General features: G+C 68.2%; 14 protein-coding genes. 3 read left to right on the forward strand and 11 right to left on the reverse strand.

Going from position 1 to position 16013, the window contains the following annotated elements; genetic code table 11:
• The 7 genes from HPA02_RS07770 to HPA02_RS07800 all read right to left on the reverse strand — a co-directional run.
• On the reverse strand, positions 1 to 1103 hold a 1103-nt coding region (locus HPA02_RS07770; protein ID WP_146802550.1), incomplete at its 3' end, for a retention module-containing protein.
• 147 nt (positions 1104 to 1250) lie between these two features.
• On the reverse strand, positions 1251 to 1865 hold the full coding sequence (locus HPA02_RS07775; protein WP_146802552.1) for a response regulator transcription factor: 615 nt from the start codon (positions 1863 to 1865) through the stop codon (positions 1251 to 1253).
• 4 nt (positions 1866 to 1869) lie between these two features.
• The gene (locus tag HPA02_RS07780) at positions 1870 to 3309 is read right to left on the reverse strand and encodes an HlyD family type I secretion periplasmic adaptor subunit (protein WP_146802554.1); all 1440 of its coding nucleotides are present in this window, start codon (positions 3307 to 3309) and stop codon (positions 1870 to 1872) included.
• A complete protein-coding gene (locus HPA02_RS07785; RefSeq protein ID WP_244945884.1) occupies positions 3306 to 5474 on the reverse strand; it encodes a type I secretion system permease/ATPase in 2169 nt (722 codons plus the stop codon). Before HPA02_RS07785 ends, HPA02_RS07780 begins: the two co-directional genes overlap by 4 nt.
• A gap of 80 nt (positions 5475 to 5554) precedes the next feature.
• Positions 5555 to 7375 (reverse strand): TolC family outer membrane protein, encoded by a 1821-nt coding sequence (locus HPA02_RS07790; RefSeq protein WP_146802556.1) that lies wholly within the window; start codon positions 7373 to 7375, stop codon positions 5555 to 5557.
• A 336-nt stretch (positions 7376 to 7711) separates the two neighbouring features.
• Positions 7712 to 8584, reverse strand: coding sequence for a DMT family transporter (locus HPA02_RS07795; protein ID WP_146802558.1), 873 nt, complete (start codon positions 8582 to 8584; stop codon positions 7712 to 7714).
• A 36-nt stretch (positions 8585 to 8620) separates the two neighbouring features.
• Complete coding sequence (locus tag HPA02_RS07800; protein WP_146802560.1) at positions 8621 to 8890, reverse strand: Rdx family protein; 270 nt, start codon at positions 8888 to 8890, stop codon at positions 8621 to 8623.
• A gap of 81 nt (positions 8891 to 8971) precedes the next feature.
• Here HPA02_RS07800 and HPA02_RS07805 point away from each other — a divergent pair, with 81 nt between their 5' ends.
• From HPA02_RS07805 to HPA02_RS07815, 3 genes are all read left to right on the forward strand, one after another.
• Positions 8972 to 10279, forward strand: coding sequence for an MFS transporter (locus HPA02_RS07805; RefSeq protein WP_146802562.1), 1308 nt, complete (start codon positions 8972 to 8974; stop codon positions 10277 to 10279).
• 112 nt (positions 10280 to 10391) lie between these two features.
• Positions 10392 to 10823: a PAS domain S-box protein gene (locus HPA02_RS07810; protein ID WP_146802564.1), complete on the forward strand. Its 432-nt coding sequence runs from the start codon at positions 10392 to 10394 to the stop codon at positions 10821 to 10823.
• A 138-nt stretch (positions 10824 to 10961) separates the two neighbouring features.
• Complete coding sequence (locus tag HPA02_RS07815) at positions 10962 to 11165, forward strand: PA3496 family putative envelope integrity protein (RefSeq protein ID WP_146802566.1); 204 nt, start codon at positions 10962 to 10964, stop codon at positions 11163 to 11165.
• A gap of 93 nt (positions 11166 to 11258) precedes the next feature.
• On the opposite strand, the gene HPA02_RS07820 is transcribed toward HPA02_RS07815, so the two are convergent.
• The 4 genes from HPA02_RS07820 to HPA02_RS07835 are packed head-to-tail and all read right to left on the reverse strand — an operon-like array spanning position 11259 to position 15983.
• Positions 11259 to 13016, reverse strand: coding sequence for a complex I subunit 5 family protein (locus tag HPA02_RS07820; protein WP_146802568.1), 1758 nt, complete (start codon positions 13014 to 13016; stop codon positions 11259 to 11261).
• Positions 13013 to 14506 carry a complex I subunit 5 family protein gene (locus tag HPA02_RS07825; protein WP_146802570.1) on the reverse strand — a complete coding sequence of 498 codons (1494 nt, stop codon included), beginning with the start codon at positions 14504 to 14506 and terminating at the stop codon, positions 13013 to 13015. Before HPA02_RS07825 ends, HPA02_RS07820 begins: the two co-directional genes overlap by 4 nt.
• Entirely contained in the window at positions 14503 to 15762 is a 1260-nt protein-coding gene (locus tag HPA02_RS07830) for a complex I subunit 5 family protein (protein WP_146802571.1), read from the reverse strand. Before HPA02_RS07830 ends, HPA02_RS07825 begins: the two co-directional genes overlap by 4 nt.
• Positions 15759 to 15983 (reverse strand): hypothetical protein, encoded by a 225-nt coding sequence (locus HPA02_RS07835; protein WP_146802573.1) that lies wholly within the window; start codon positions 15981 to 15983, stop codon positions 15759 to 15761. Before HPA02_RS07835 ends, HPA02_RS07830 begins: the two co-directional genes overlap by 4 nt.
• Positions 15984 to 16013 lie beyond the last annotated feature (30 nt).

The following is a 16013-nucleotide window of genomic DNA, read 5'->3' on the forward strand; positions in this document are numbered from 1 at the left end:
GCGTCTTCCTGCTCAGCGGCGGCATCTTGCCCAACGATATCGACAATAGAAATTTCCGGCACCGGTGAGGTCATATCGACTTCAAGCGACCCGAGATTGCCATTGTCGCTGGTCTGTCCACCGACACTTTGGCGGGCGATTACTTGCCCATCACTGTATACACCTTCCGCAAGCTCGAAAGTGCTGCCGGAGCCAGCTTGCCAGGTAGCCCCACCATCGATGGAGTACTCCCAGCTTGCGCCATCTTCCAAGCCACTCACAGTGATGGTTGGAATATTGGTTACAGCATCTGAGGCCAACTCACCGAACAGACCGCCATCACTATCAATATTCGATGGCGCAGAGTCGGAGAAACTAAGAACCGGCGCAGGCGGAATCTCGGGTTCCGGCTCGGGCTCGGGCTCGGGTTCCGGCTCGGGCTCGGGCTCCGGTTCCGGCTCGGGCTCGGGCTCGGGCTCGGGCTCGGGCTCGGGCTCGGGCTCGGGTTCCGGCTCGGGCTCGGGCTCGGGTTCCGGCTCGGGCTCCGGTTCCGGCTCGGGCTCGGGCTCGGGCTCGGGCTCGGGCTCGGGCTCGGGTTCCGGCTCGGGCTCCGGTTCCGGCCCCGGAGCTTCTTCCTCCAACGCCGCGGCCTCGGGCGTGGTGAGTTCTACGACCTCGTCATCGGCCAGGGTCGTATCGAAGGCCAGTTCGGCTTCCGGCGTGTCTTCGGCCACCCGCGCCAGGCGCACGAAGTCGTGCCCGCCATTGGCGCCGCCGCCGCCACCGGCACCCGCGGCGGTGGCATCCAGCAGTTCGAGCAGGTCGCCTTCGCCTTCGTCCAGGGCGGCGAGCAGGGCGTCCAGATCGGCGTCCTGAACGCTGCTAGCTTCCGTGTCCGGCACGGTCTCGGCATCCACCTCGGGGGTCATGGCAATTTCCTGACCACCATCGATATCCAGGGGCGCCAGGCCGTCCTGAAAGTCGAGTCGCACGCTGCCGTTATCGGAGGTGACCAGCACCTCGCCATCACGCAGGGTGTCGCCGACGCTCAGCTCCCGCAGGTTGCCGTCGGCGTCCCGCGCCCAGGCCTGGCCGGTGATCGATAAAATGGTAGGCATTGCCATAATGAGTTTCCCTTTGCGTAAGCCCTGACCGTTCCTGACGAGACGAAACGATCCTTTTATTACTGATAAAGGATGCTATGCAAAGCAAAGGGGGAAACCTATCGTACCGATGGCCTAGATGGCCGTCGGTACGATGGAAGGAGGCCGTCAGGAGTCGACGGTCTCCGACTGGGAGAGTCGCAGCACCAGCTGCATGCGATCGCGCACCTCGAGCTTGCGGAAGATGGCGCTGAGGTGGGACTTGACGGTGCGGTCGCTGATCGCCAGCCGCCTCGCCACCTCCTTGTTGCTCTGTCCATCGGCGACCGCCAGGGCCACCGCGCGCTCCCGCTCGGTCAAGCGCTCGAGCCACTCCCGACTCGCCCGGGGCGCGCCTCCCATGGCGCGGAAGCTGGAGCCGACCACCCGGGAGAGCAGCTCGGGCCCCACCCAGAGCCCCTGGTGGGTGACCACGGTCGCCGCCTGACGCAGCACCTCGACATTGGCCAGGGCATGCACGTAGCCCCGGGCACCGGCCTCCAGAGCCTCGAGCCCCTGGGCCTGACTGGGCCGATAGGAGAGCACCACGACCGCCGCTCCCCGTTGGCTCCACTGCCGCACCAGGGTCGGCCACTCATCGACCCGCTCGGAAACCCAAACCAGGTCACCGGAGCCGATGCTCGAGCGGGCTTGTTCCACCGTGCCATGCTCGCCTTCCGGGAAGGCGGCCTGCCAGCGCGGTAGCGTCTCTTCCCCACGAACCACGAAAAGCGTCTTTTCCATGTGCTTACCTTTCGGATAGGGCGTTGCCAGCGCCACGCAAGATCGGCTTGAGCAGGTATTCCAGTACGCTGCGCTTGCCGGTGATCACATCCACCTGGGCGGTCATCCCGGGAATGATTGCCAGGTCGCGGCGGCTGAAGCCGGCCAAGCTCTCCTCCAGGGCGCGCACCCGTACTAGGTAGAAGGTGTTGTCGTTATCGTCGGTGATGGTATCGGCACTGATATGCTCGAGTTCCGCCTCGAGGCCACCATAGATGGCATAGTCATAGGCCGTCAGCTTGATGGTGGCCGGCTGCCCGGGGCTCAGGAAGGCGATATCCTGCGGGGCGATCCGCGCCTCCACCAGCAGCAGCTCGTCCTCGGGGACGATCTCCACCACGTCCTGGCCGGGCTGCGCCACGCCCCCCAGGGTATTGATATGCAGCCGCTGCACGGTGCCGTTCACCGGGGAGCGGATCTCCGCCAGGCGCACCCGGTCCTGCAACCCAGTACTCGACTCGTTCAGGGCCGAGAGTTCACCACTGGCGGAGGCCAGTCGATCCCGCCACTCGCCGCGCTTCTCCAGCACCACCTCACGCAGCTGGGCCTCGGCCTCCTCCACCGCGGCCTCCAGTCGTGCCACCTGGGACCTGGCCTGGTTGCGCTCGCCGCTGACCCGCGAGACCTCCCGCTCGAGGCGCAGCACCTCCACCTCGGAGACGGCGCCGGCCTCCAGCAGCGGCCGCGTCAGGTTCAGCTCGCGGCTGGCCATGGAGAGCTCGCGCCCCGCCGTCTGCATTCGCGACTGGGCCTCGTTAAGCTCTTCCCGGCGCTGCTCGAGGCGCTCCCGGGCGATATCCTGGGCCTCTTCCAACTCGGCGCGACGACTCGCATAGAGTTCCCGCTCCTGGGCGACGAGCTCCGGGGCTTCTTCCACCAGCGCCGTCGCGGGCCGGAAGGGTTCATCGTTGACCAGGGCCTCGAGGCGGGCGATCCGCGCCTGCAGGGCCTGGGCCTGGGCGCGGTTCTCGCGGAAATTGGCGACGAAGCGGGTGGGGTCGATGCGCATCAGCAGCTGCCCCTCCTCGACCTGCTGCCCCTCACGCACCAGGATCTCCTGCACCACGCCGCCGTCGAAGGACTGCACCTTCTGCAACTGCGAGGAGGGAATCACCCGGCCGGCCCCCCGGGCCACCTCATCGAGCTGGGCGAAGTACGCCCAGGTACCGAGCAGGATCAGCGACAGGAAGACCGCATAGAGGAGCCCCCGGGCACGCATCGGCTCCTGCTGCAGACGCGCCCAGTCGGCATCGCTGGCCCAGTCGCGGTTGAGGTGCAACGAGGAGACGCCCCGGGCGAAGAGGCGATCGATCAGCGGGCGCATCGGCCGGCCGGCGCGTTGCGACACGCGACCGATGGCCTCGAAGCCTTTCTGCTCGGCGGACGGATTCCGAGACTCGCTCATGCGCCGGCCCTCCCGATCTGGCCGCTACGCAGGGCGGCCATGACCTTGTCCTTGGGCCCGTCGGCCACCACCTTGCCGGCATCGATCACCACGATACGCTCCACCAGCGCCAGCAGCGAGGTACGGTGGGTCACCACCACCAGGGTCTTGGCCTCGGCGTACTCGGCGAGGCGCTTCTTGAAGGCCTCCTCGCTGGCATGATCCATGGCGCTGGTGGGCTCATCCAGCAGCAGTATCTGGGGATCGTTGACCACCGCCCGGGCGATGGCCACCGCCTGGCGCTGGCCACCGGAGAGACGCTGCCCGTGCTCGCCCACCGGCAGGTCGACGCCCTGGGGATGGCTGTTGACCAGCGGTGCCAGGCCGCTGATCTCGCAGGCCTTAAGCAGCGCCTCGTCATCCACTCCCTCGCTGCCGCCACCGGCGACGATATTCTCGCGCAGGGAGCCGAAGAACAGATCCACGTCCTGGGGCACGTAGCCGATATGCCGACGCAGCTCGAGGGGGTCGAACTGGCGAATATCGACCCCATCCAATGAGAGCGCGCCGGCGGTGGGCTGGTAGAGCCCCAGCAACAGCTTGTTGAGGGTCGACTTGCCGGAACCGACCCGCCCCAGCAGGGCGACCTTCTCGCCCGGTTGAATCGACAGCGACAAGTCGCGCAGCGCCTCGCGCTCCTCGTCCGGGTAGCGCAGGCTGACTCGCTTCGCCTCCAGGGCCCCCTGCACCACCGGGCGCGAGACGAAGGCCTTCTCCTCGGGACGCTCCACCGGCGTCTTCATCACCTCGTCCAGCGACGCCAGCGCCGTGGAGGACTGGTGATACTGCGCCAGCAGGGCCGCGGCCTGGCTGACCGGCGCCATGGCCCGAGACGAGAGCAGGTAGGCGGCGATCAGCCCGCCCTGGGAGAGGTCGCCGGCGATGATCAGATAGACGCCGATAATGATCACCGCCACCGCCACGGTGTGCTGGGCCCAGAGCGCCACGCTGGAGACCGAGGTGCTGATCAGCCTGAGCTGTGCCGAGGTCCGCGACAGGTAGGCGGTGGCCTTCTCCCAGATGGCCTGCAGGCGACTCTCGGCGCGCAGCGTCTTGACCGTCTCCAGGCTGCCCAGGGACTCCACCAGGGAGGCATTGCGCTGGGCGCTGACCCGCCAGGTGGTCTCGGATAGCTCGTGCAGTTTGCTCTGGGCCGCCAGGGCATAGAGCAACACGAAGACGATCCCTGCCACGATAGGAATGATCAGCGGCACCCCAATCATCGCGATGATCGCCACGAACAGCAGTACGAAGGGCAGATCGACCAGCCCCACCACCGTGGCCGAGCCGATAAAGCCGCGCACCGATTCGAAGGATTGCAGGGTCGAGGCGAAGGAGCCGGTGGAGGCCGGCCGCCCCTCCAGGCGCATGCCCAGCACGCGCTGCATCAGACTCGCCGAGAGCTTGACGTCGGCGCGACTGGCGGCCAGGTCGACGAAGGCCGCACGCAGCAGCTTGAGCAGCAAATCGAGGCAGAGCACCAGGAAGATGCCCACGGAAAGCACCCACAGGGTCTCGGTGGCCTGGTTGGGCACCACCCGGTCGTAGACGTTCATCACGAACAGCGGCATGGCCACGGCGAAGAGGTTGATCATCACCGAACCGAGGATCACGTCCCGATAGAGGCGACGGTTCTCGGCGATCACACTCCAGAACCAATGCCCCTTGGGGTCGCGCTTGACCCGGCTGCCGCGCCCATCGAAGCGGAACTTGGGGCGCACATAGATCAGTTGACCGCCGTAGCGGGACTCCAGCGCCGCAAGCTCAAGGCGCACGCTGGCGTCACCCAGCTCCGGGTAGAGCACCTCGGCCTCCCCCGCCGCGACATCCAGCCCCACCAGCACGCAGGCGCGGCCGGGCTCCAGCAGCAGGATCGCCGGCAGCAGGTCGGTATTGACCTGCGCCAGCGAGGCTCGCGCATGGCGCGCCGACAGCCCCGCCCGAGTGGCGGCCCGGGGCAGCACCCCCGGCGTCAGCTTGCCTTCCTCCAGGGGCAGGCCGGCTACCAGCGCCGTCTCGCTGGTGTCGTGATCGTGAGCCTTGGCGATGATCTGCAGGCAACCCAGCAGATCGTCCTGGGCGGGCGCCCGGGGCGCCGCCACCGCTTCCTTCGCATCCGTGGTCACTTTGCAGCTTCCCTAACGCTGACTGGGGTAGCCACCCCGGCCCCACCACTGCCATCGGATGGGGCCAGGGCAACGCTTCATCACTCGACGAGGGTAATCTCGACGCGACGGTTCTGGCTACGCCCCTGGACGGTATCGTTGCTGGCTACGGGACGGCTGGCACCATGGCCGCGACTCTCGATCAGCTGGGCGGAGACGCCCCGGGAAACCAGCAAGTCGGCGACACTCTCGGCGCGCGCCTGAGACAGCGGCTGGTTGATGGCATCGTTGCCGGTGCTGTCGGTATGGCCGTCGATGCGGATACGGCGGATATCGCGGCGCTCGCGAAGCTCGGCGGCCAGACGCGTCAGCTCCCCCTGAGCGGCGGCACTGAGTTCGGCGCTATTAACCGCGAACAGGGCGTCGGCATTGAGCGTGAAGTCCGGGGCATAGGGCTCCACGGAGACCGAGATATCGCCGATCAGATCGTCCAGGGTCTGAGCGGTCGGTGCCTGCACCGGGCAGAGGCTCTGCGGGTCGAGGCTAACGCCCTCGCTGGAGAGCTCGGCCAGGGTCGGGATCTGCTCGCTCATCAGCCCCAGGGTCGGCATCAGGCGGCCCATGGCGGCCAGGGTGCGGGCATCGGCGATGGCCACGTCATACTGCGCATTGACGTAGGCACGGCTGGCCTCGAAGTACTCGTTCTCGCTGTCCAGCACGTCGAGCAGGGTACGCTGACCGATATCGAACTGCTGCTGGTAGGCGCCGCGCACCCGGTCGATGGACTGGCGATGCTGATTGAGGTGATTCAGCTGCTCGCGCAGGCGGCGGGTGTCGTTGTAAGCGATCTGGGTGGTCTGGCGCACATTGGTGCACTCCAGGTCGCGCTGGCTGCTCGCCTGCTCCACCAGGTCGCTGGCGCGGCGGAAGCTGGCCAGGTCGCTGCCGCCCCGATAGAGGTTCATGCTGGCCACCAGCTCCACGGTCTGGCTGTCGCGACGCCCGGCCACATCGTCGAGGTTGTTGGTGCCGGCGGTAGCGCGGAAGTCGAGGCGCGGCTGGAAGGCCGAGCGGGTGCCGTCGCGCTCGGCGCGGGCCGCGGCGATATTCTCGATGGCCGCGTGGAAGCCGGGGTTGCCTTCATAGGCCAGTTGCACCGCCTCGGTGACGGAGGCCGGCAGCTCGGCCTCGAAGGAGGGAGCCGGCGCCAGGGCGTCGGCGGGCAGGGCCCCCACCAGGCGCTGATAGCGGGCGCTGACGTCGTGCAGGTTGGATGCCTCGGTGATCAGGTTGGACTCGGCCAGGGCCAGTCGGCCGCTGATCTGTTCCAGGTCGACGCGACGCCCGGCACCGGCCAGCACCCGCTGTTCGATCTGTTCGAAGACCTCCAGGTGCTTGGCGTAGTTGTCCCGGGCCAGCTCCACCAGCTCCCGGTAGCGGCGCACGTCCTGATAGGTCCGGGTCACCTCCAGGGTGACCTCTTCGCTGGCACCGAGCAGTTCGTAGTAACGCACCAGCTTGGCCCGGTCGAGCCGCTCCACCTCGCTGCGGGTGGCGAAGCCGTCATAGATCATCTGGGTCAGGGAGATCTCGGCGAAGTCCGAATCGAAGCTACCCCGGCCGTCGCCCTCGCGGCTCTCCTGGCCGATGCCCGCGGTGACATCGATACTCGGCAGGTAACCACCACGAGCCACGTCCACCTGGTGCTCGGCGCCTAGGAAGCCATGATAGGCCGACTGCACCTGGGGGTTGCTGGTCAGGGCCTGCTGGGCCACCTCGCGCAACTGTTCGCTGCTGGCCTGGGCCCAGGCCGCGGTGGAGAGTCCGCCCAGCACCAGGCAACCGGAGGCCAAGGCGGTGGCACGGGCCAGGGGGGCTAGGGGCATAGCGAAAGTAAGGCGCAGGCCGGAAGGCAGCATCATCGAGGGTTCTCCCTGTCGTCTCGACGTTTCACCGCGCGGAGCAGTGACACGTCCATGTTGGTTATTAGGATATGCTTTTTAGCCCTTCTACTCGCCTCTCACTACACAGGAAAGACATGGAGCCGAAATAAGCGAAACAAAATGTAACAAAGCGTATATTATTAGAAAACCCTTTACCGCTGATATTTTCGTTTACTTCGCGCATAAGCGAATATCAGGCTTACCTCATGGGGCCTCCCATGGCATCGCCCGCGCACCGCCCCAAATGCACCTTCTCACAACCCATTACCTTGATTTACATAACACTCTATCGGCGGTCTCGCCGACGACTTTAATTCAGGGTGCCTTCTGCCACTGCTGTAGCCCCAGGCCGGCGAGGATCAGCGCCAGTCCCGCCAGGGTGGAGGGCAGGATCGGCTCGCCGACGATGAAATAGAGCAGCAACAGGGAGACCGGCGGCGAGAGAAAGATCAGCAGCGATACCTTGGCGGTGCGCGATACCTTACGTACCGCCAGCTGCCAGAGCACGAAGGCGATGCCCATCTCGAAGAGCCCCACATAGACGCCGGCGGCCAGGCCCACCTGACTGAAGCCCGTGAAGCCGGGCCCCCGCCAGAGGATCAGCGTCAGCACCGGCAGCGCCACGCTGAAGTTCTGCCACTGGGCCACCAGGGCGGGCCGAGCGTCACGGGCGTTGAGCAGCCAGTAGAGGGCCCACAACAGGGTCGAGGCCAGCGCCAGCCCCACCCCCCAGGCATCGGCGAAATCGACCCGCAGGATGGCGCCTCGGGTGGCGATCACCCAGACCCCGGCATAGGCGATCAACCCCGCCAGCAGGTCGGTGCGGGTCAGTCGCTGGCCGAGGATCGGCACCGCCAGGAAGGCCATGGTCAGCGCCCAGGTGTAGTTGAGGGCCATGGCCTCCTGGCCGGGCAGGCGGTCGTAGGCGGCGAACAGCACCAGGTAGTAGGCCACCGGGTTCATCAGCCCGGCCCAGGCGGCGGTACGCCAGCCACGACCCAGGGCCCGGCGCAGCAGCCCCTGGCGTAGCATCAGGGCCCCCAGCACCAGCCAGGAGACCCCCACTGCCAGCCAGATCAGCTCGAGTGGCGACATCTCGCCGAGCGCCACCTTGAAGGCGGTGGCCACCGTGGACCAGAGGGCCACCGCCCCGAGGCCATAGAGCATGGCCTGACGATCCTGTGTCATGCGGGTCTCCTTCCCTGTGGGGGTATCGGCAATGGATCAGCGATCGATATGGCCCAGGTCGCGGTCGGGATCGAGGCGATCGCGCACCCGCCGCTTGAGCTCCTTGCTGTCGGGGAAGCCGCCATCCCGCTTGCGCTCCCAGAGCGAGGCATCGTCGCAGAAGATCTCGAAGTAGCCGCCATGGGAGGGCACCAGGGCAACCTCCTCCAGGGCCTCGCCGAAGGTGGAGAGCAGCTCCTGGGCCAGCCAGGCACTGCGCAACAGCCACTGACATTGCGTACAATAGTGAATTCTAATTCGTGCCATTCCATGCCCTCCCGTGTCGCGAGCGGGCATCATAGCAGCCCCCTCGGGGGCGAGCCCATGGCACGCCGAACGGAGATTCCCATGGCAGAGATCAGCCAATCGCGCCTCTATGAGTGGCTCACCGGCGACGACGACAGCCGGATGTGCCGGGACATCCCCGACGAGGCCTGCACCGTCCAGCCCCGCAACGGTCCCCGCCACCTCTGGGCGGCGCTCGGCAACAAGCTGGCCGACGAACTCTCCAGCGCCCGCCTGGTGCTGCCCTGGCTACTCGGGGTGATCGGCGCGCCGCTATGGATGGTGGGCCTGCTGGTCCCCCTTCGCGAGGCCGGCGCCCTGCTGCCACAGCTCTTCGTGGCGGGCTTTATTCGCCTCAAGCCACGCCGCAAGTGGGTCTGGGTAGCCGGTGGCCTGCTTCAGGCCGGGGCCGCGCTGGTCCTGGCGCTACTGGCGCTGCTGGGAAGCGGCGGCTGGGGCGGCGCCCTGGTACTGGCGACCCTGGTGGTGCTGTCGCTGGCCCGGGGCCTCTCCTCGGTGGCCACCAAGGACGTGCTGGGCAAGACCATCGACAAGCGGCGCCGCGGCACCCTGATGGGCTGGAGCGGCAGCCTGGCCGGCGGCGCCACCCTGTTGGCCGGGGCCATCCTGATGCTCTTCGACGAGCGCCCCGGCGAGCTGGCCCTGGCCGGCCTGCTGGTAGTGGCGGGCCTGGGCTGGGGCCTCAATGCACTGTGCGCGGCGCGTATCGAGGAGGCCCCCGGCGCCGTGGAGGGGGGACAGAACGCCTGGGAGAGCATCCGGCAGGGCCTGTATCTGCTACGCGAAGATCGCGCCTTCCTGCACTTCAACCTGTGCCGCGCCCTGCTGCTGGCCAGTGCCCTGGCGCTGCCCTATATCGCCCTGCTGGGCCAGCGCCAGAGCGGTGCCGGGTTGGGTGGCCTGGGTATCCTGGTGGTGATCTCGGGGCTCGCCGGCATGGTCGCCAGCCCCCTCTGGGGCCAGCGCGCCGACCGCTCCAGCCGCCGGGTGATGGGCGAGGCGGCCCTGGGCACCCTGCTCTGCTGCCTGGCCGCCGCCCTGGTGCCGCGACTCCCCGGGGCCCTGGCGACCAGCGTCTGGCCCTATGCGCTGATCTATGGCGCCCTGGTGGTGGTGCATGCCGGAGTCCGCCTGGGGCGCAAGACCTACCTCATCGACATGGCCGGCAGCGACAAGCGCGCCCTCTATGTGGCCCTCTCCAACACCCTGACCGGGGTGCTGATGCTGGCGGTAGGCTCTATCATCGGGGGCCTGGCCCAGTGGCTGGGCACCCAGGCCCTGCTGCTGGTACTGGCACTGACCGCCCTGGGCGCCGCCGCCAGCGCTCGACGGCTACCGGAAGTAGAATAACGATAGCCCCCATAGTGGCCGGCGAGCGTTGCAAAGCGCGATTCGCCTGGCCATGATACGCAGACACCGGCCGACCCGGTGATTCATGGGTCCCCATAAGGAAACCCCCCGGATGAAACGACCGCACATGATCAGCCCGGAACTGCTGGAACGCATCGTCGATGCCTCGGAGGATGGCATCGTGGTGGCCGAGCAGGAAGGTGACGAGAACATCCTGATCTACGTCAATCAGGGCTTCGAGCGCCTCACCGGCTATAGCGCCGAGGAGATCCTCTACCAGGATTGTCGCTTCCTGCAGAACGACGATCGGGATCAACCCGCCCTCGACAAGATCCGTCAGGCGCTGGCCGACGGTCGTCCCTGCCGCGAGGTGCTGCGCAACTACCGCAAGGACGGCACCCTGTTCTGGAACGAGCTGTCGATCACCCCCGTCTACGACGAGGATGATCAGCTCACCTACTATATCGGCGTGCAGAAGGACGTTTCCGAGCGGGTCGAGGCCCAGCAGGAGCTGGAGCGACTCAAGGCGCGGCTCGAAAAATAAGCCACACCTAAAGTTATCCCTTCCCTCTTGCCCTGCCGAGCGACTGACGCTATAAGGCGAGTCAGGCGCCAGCATGGCGTTGGACCCGCCCGGGGCGACCCCGGGCGCTATGGCCACCGGGTCATGGGAGGGCATCGCATGAGCCAAGAGTACCGAGTCGACGACAGCCTCGCCGACGAGCAAGATTTCCTCGACGCCGTCAATGACGACAACTTCGGACGCAGCCCACGCAGCAGCCGTGCCGATACCCTGCGCGCCCGTCGCCGGGTGGAGAGCCTGCTGGAAGAGCGTCGCCTGCGTCGCGCCATCGAGGATGACTGGCTCTACGACGAGGAAGAGTAGGTCGCCGTAGGCCGGATCAGCGAGCCTGCGCGAGCGCATCCGACGCTAGGCGAGCGCATCCGAGAGTTGGCATCGGCGCCCCCGCCGATGCCACTACCCCAACGGTAGCGTCACCGGCAGGCCCCAGATCAGTAGGACCCCCATCCCCAGGACCAGCGGCAACAGCAGCCAGCGCAGCAGCGTTTCCACGCCTTCCAGGCCATCCAGCCCCCGCATCAGGCGCTCGCCCCAATGCTGTCGCGCCTCGCGCCAGCGCGCGTTGTGCCGGCGCAACGACGCCACGCCCCGATTCAACTCGTCCCTTCGCCGCCGCAGGGAGCCCTGGGCCAGCCACCAGAGATCCCCCGGCCGCCAGCTCGCCATCGCCGCCTCCACGGCGGGGTGCCGCCCCAGCAACTGCTGGATGGCCACCAGCGCCAGGGTCCCCCCCAGCATCACCGGCCACAGCAGCCCCCAGAGCTCGCCCCTGGGCGGCAACTGGATCGCCTCGGGCAGCACCAGCCAGGCCGGCAGCAGGGTGGCCGCCGCCAGGCTCCCCAGCCAGCCGACCAGCATGCCCCGGGAGGCCGGCGCGACCTCCGCCTCCACCGCCTGCTGCCACTCCCGGTAGAGGCACCAGAGGGTGCGCGCCATCAGCAGCGTCGTGCCCACTGCCGCCCAGCTCAGCGCCAGGGCCAGTCCCGACCAGCCGCCATCATGGAGCCCCGCCTTGATCATCCACTTGCTGGGCAGGCCGCTGGCCAGGGCGCCGGCCAGGGCCCAGGCCGGCAGGGCCAGGCCCGCTCCCACCAGCCAGAAGGGCAGCCGCGGCGGGTGCCGGGCGATGCCCACGCCGAGGAAGAGCGCGCCCTTGTTGAGGCCATGATGGGCGGCGAAGAGCAGCAGCGCCGGCAGCAGGGCGGGCCACAGCTCGGGGCTGTGCAGGGCCGCCCCGGTCAGCGCCGCCAGCATGCCCAGCTGGCTCACCGTGGAGTAGGCCAGCACCGCCTTGGCCTCACGCATGAAGAGCCCGTAGAGGACCGCCAGGAAGGCCCCCAGCAGCCCCAGGGCGATCATCAGGCTCCCCGGCAATGGCAGGGCCACCAGCCCCAGGGGCAGGGTCTGCCACCAGCCCCACACCCCGGCCTTGACCATCACCCCGCTGAGCACGGCGCTGGCCGGGGTCGGCGCCACCGGATGCGCCAGGGGCAGCCACAGGTGCAGGCCCAGCACCCCCGCCTTGACGCCGAACCCCAACCACAGCAGCACCACCATGGCGTGACTTCCCGACCCGGCGAGTCCCTGGCGCAGGGCCGTCAGGGTCAGGGCCCCGCTCTCCCCCGCCGCCCACAAGAGTCCGGCGAGGATCAGCCCCTCCCCCACCAGGGCCAGCAGCAGATAGGCCCAGGCCCCGCGACGGGCCCCCTCGTCGCCGTGATGCAGCACCAGGCCGAAGGCGGCGAAGGTCATCAGGGCGAAGCCGAGATAGAAGCTGGGGATATCCTCGGCCACCAGCAGCAGCAGGTTGCCGGCCAGGCTCAGGCTCCAGAGCCGAGCGAAGCGGCGTCGATGGGGATCCTCGGGGGCGAGATAGCCCCAGGCATAGCCCCCGGCCAGGGCCCATAGCAGGGCACTCATGGCCAGCAGCGGCCGGCGCGTCTCATCGAGCAGCCAATGCCCGCCCAGCAGCCAGGCCTCGAGCGTCAGCTCCAGGGACGGCGCCCACAGCGCCAGGACCAGCGCCGGCAGGGGCCCGCTCAGCCAGGCCAGGGTCGCCAGGCGCCGCTCGAACAGCCCCGGCAGGCTCGCCAGCGCCAGCGGCCAGGCCACCGCCAAGGCCAGGCTCCAGGGCAACAGGGCCGAGACGCTCATGGGAAGTACTCCCCGCCGACTACCCGGCCCGCCCAGTCCAGGGGACTGTAGGGCAGCCCCGCCAGCAGCCCCGCCAGCAGGCTGAACAGCCCCGTGGCCAAGGCCGGGCCCCAGAGCCAGGCATGGGTCTCGAAACGTCCCAGGCAGCGCGCCTGGGGCCAGGCGGGATCCGCGGCGGCCTTGAACCACAGCCGATAGCTCGGCGGCAGGAAGTAGGCGGCATTGAGCAGGCTGCTGGCCACCAGCACGGCGATCACCCAGGGCGAGCCGGCGGCCACCGCCCCCATCCCCAGGTACCACTTGCTGATAAAACCCGCCAGGGGCGGCAGGCCGATCATGCCCAGAGCCCCCAGGGTAAAGGCGAGGCTGGTCAGGGGCATGCGCCGCCCCGCCCCGTCCAGCTCGTCGACACGGTGGATCCCCAGCTCCTCGGCATAGTTGCCGGCGCAGAAGAACAGCGTCACCTTCATCAGCCCCTGATGGAGCAGGTGCGCCAGGCCGGCGAGGGTACCCAGGGGGCCGAAGAGGCTCACCCCCAGGACGATATAGGCGACCTGGCTCACCGTGGAGAAGGCCAGGCGGCGCTTGAGGTCGCTCTGGGCCAGGGCGCGCAGGGAACCGTAGAGGATGGTCAGCGAGGCGGCGGCGGTCAGCCAGCCGAGCAGCCCCAGGGTGGCGCTGAAGGCGATGCCATAGACGTCATAGACCAGGCGCACGATGCCGAAGGCCCCCGCCTTGACCACCGCCACCGCATGCAGCAGGGCGCTGACCGGTGCCGGCGCCACCATCGCCTGGGGCAGCCAGCCATGCAGGGGCACCAGGGCCGCCTTGACGCCGAGGCCCAGCATCAGCAGCAGGAAGATGCCCTGCAGGGTCGGATGATACGCCTCGTCCAGCTCGCTCAGGCGCAGCTCGCCGAAGGTCAGCTCCCCGGCCAGGGCCTGCAACCAGACCACCCCCAGCAGCAGCACGAAGCCGGCACTGACCGTGTAGCGCAGGTAAATGCGTCCGGCGGCCAGCGCCGCCGGAGTACCGCGGTGCACCACCAGCGGGTAGGTGGCCAGGGTCAGCAGCTCGTAGAAGATCAGGAAGGTGAAGAGGTTGGCGGCCAGGGCGATGCCCAGGGTACTGGCCACGCAGAGGCTGAAGAAGCCGAAGAAGCGGCGCCGGTTGGGCGACGCCTCCAGATAGGCCACCGCGTAGAGGGTGGTCAAGAGCCACAGCAGGGAGGAGAGGCCGGCGAACAGGATGCCTAGGGGATCCGCCACCAGGTGAACGCTGAAGCCCTCCATCACCGGCAGATGAAAACGATAGGCCGCCCCCTGGGCCAGGCCCCAGACCATCCAGGCCACCAGCGCCAGCTTGAGCAGCGCCGCCCCTAGGTTGATCGCGGTCCGCGTGCGATGGGCCCGCTCCGGCAACAGGAAGATCACGGGGGCCGCCAGCAGCGAGGTGGCCAGGGTCAGCAGCAGGATCAGGGCACCGCTCATGGCAGCCCCCCGCCCTGGACCCAGGCGACGGGCCAGCCGGCGATCAATCCCAGGAAGAGCGCCGCCAGGGCCAATCCCAGGGGCACGATATCCAGATGGCTCGGTACCCGGCGGCAGGGCGGTGCCTCGGCGCGGGCGGTAAAGCAGTAGGCGAAGACTCGGAACAGGTAGGCCGCACTCAGCAGGCTGCCCAGCCCCAGCAGTAGCAGCCATGGCCACTGGCCGGCGGCCAGGGCCGACTCCAGCAGCAACCACTTGGCGGTGAAGGCGCCGCTGGGGGGCAGGCCCATGATGCTCACCCCCGCCACCCCGAAGACTAGCAGCGACAGGGGCAGCTGCTGCCCCACCCCGGCCAACCCCTTCAGGTCATCGCAATCCATGGCCAGCACCAGGTTGCCGGCGGCCATGAACATCGCCGCCTTGGCCAGGGCATGGGTAATAAAGAGCAGCCAGGTGGCCTGCCAGGCCAACTGACGGGCGCCCTCCTCGGCGCTAGCCATCAGCGGGAAGAGCAGCAGCAGATAGCCCATCTGGGAGACGGTGGAGTAGGCCACCACCTTCTTGAGCGTGGCCTGGCGCCAGGCCAGCAGGCCGCCCCAGAGCACCGCGGCGGCCCCCAGCCAGCCCAGCAGCTGCATACTGGGGGCCGCCGCGGGACCGAGTTGCCACCACAGCTTGATCAACAGGAAGAGGCTGGCCTTGATGATCAACGCCGCGTGCAGGGCGCTGACCGGGGCCCAGGCCGCGGCATGGGCCGGAGGCAGCCAGGTATGCAGTGGAAAGGCCCCGGCCTTGACCAGCAGGCCGGTGCTCAACCCGGCCAGGGCCAGCCAACGCCATCGGGGATCCTCGGCGGAGGCCTGGGCCAGCAGGGCGAAGTCGAGATGGCCATAGTGGCTATAGAGCAATAGCGCCGAGGTCAGGATAAGCGCCGACCCACTAAGGCTGGCCAGCAGATAATAGAGGCCCGCCCGACGCGCCTCCCGGGTACCGGGCAGCCACATCAGGGCCACCGCGCAAAACCCCAGCCCCTCCAGGGCCAGGTAGAGGGTGAGCAGGTCGGAGACCAGCCAGATCAGGGTCAGGAACCCCCATACCGCCGCCAGCAAGGGCCACAGCCAGTGGCTGCGGCCGGCGGGCACCCCATGCTCGCGCAGGTGACCCCGGGCATGCCAGGCCACGCCGGCCACCAGCAGGGTGGTCAACAGGATCAAGAGCCCGGCGAGTCCCTCGCTGGGCCAGGTGGCGGGGCTCAAGGTCGCTGCCGATTCATGGCCCGTTCGAGCAGCGCCTCGGTCTCGTCACCGGGGCCCCGGCGCAGCAGGTCCATGGCCTCATGGTAGAGGCACAGCCGCGTCTTGCAGGAGGCACAGAAGACCGCATCGTCGGGATTCTTGACCTTGGAGACACGCACGCGGTGGCTTCCACACTGGGGGCAGGCGACGGGTAGGCGAAAATCCTCCGAAAGATCACTCATCTAGCGTCCTCCTCGTGGCTTCCCTACCAG

Source organism: Bisbaumannia pacifica (assembly GCF_007989625.1).
Taxonomy (GTDB): domain Bacteria; phylum Pseudomonadota; class Gammaproteobacteria; order Pseudomonadales; family Halomonadaceae; genus Bisbaumannia; species Bisbaumannia pacifica.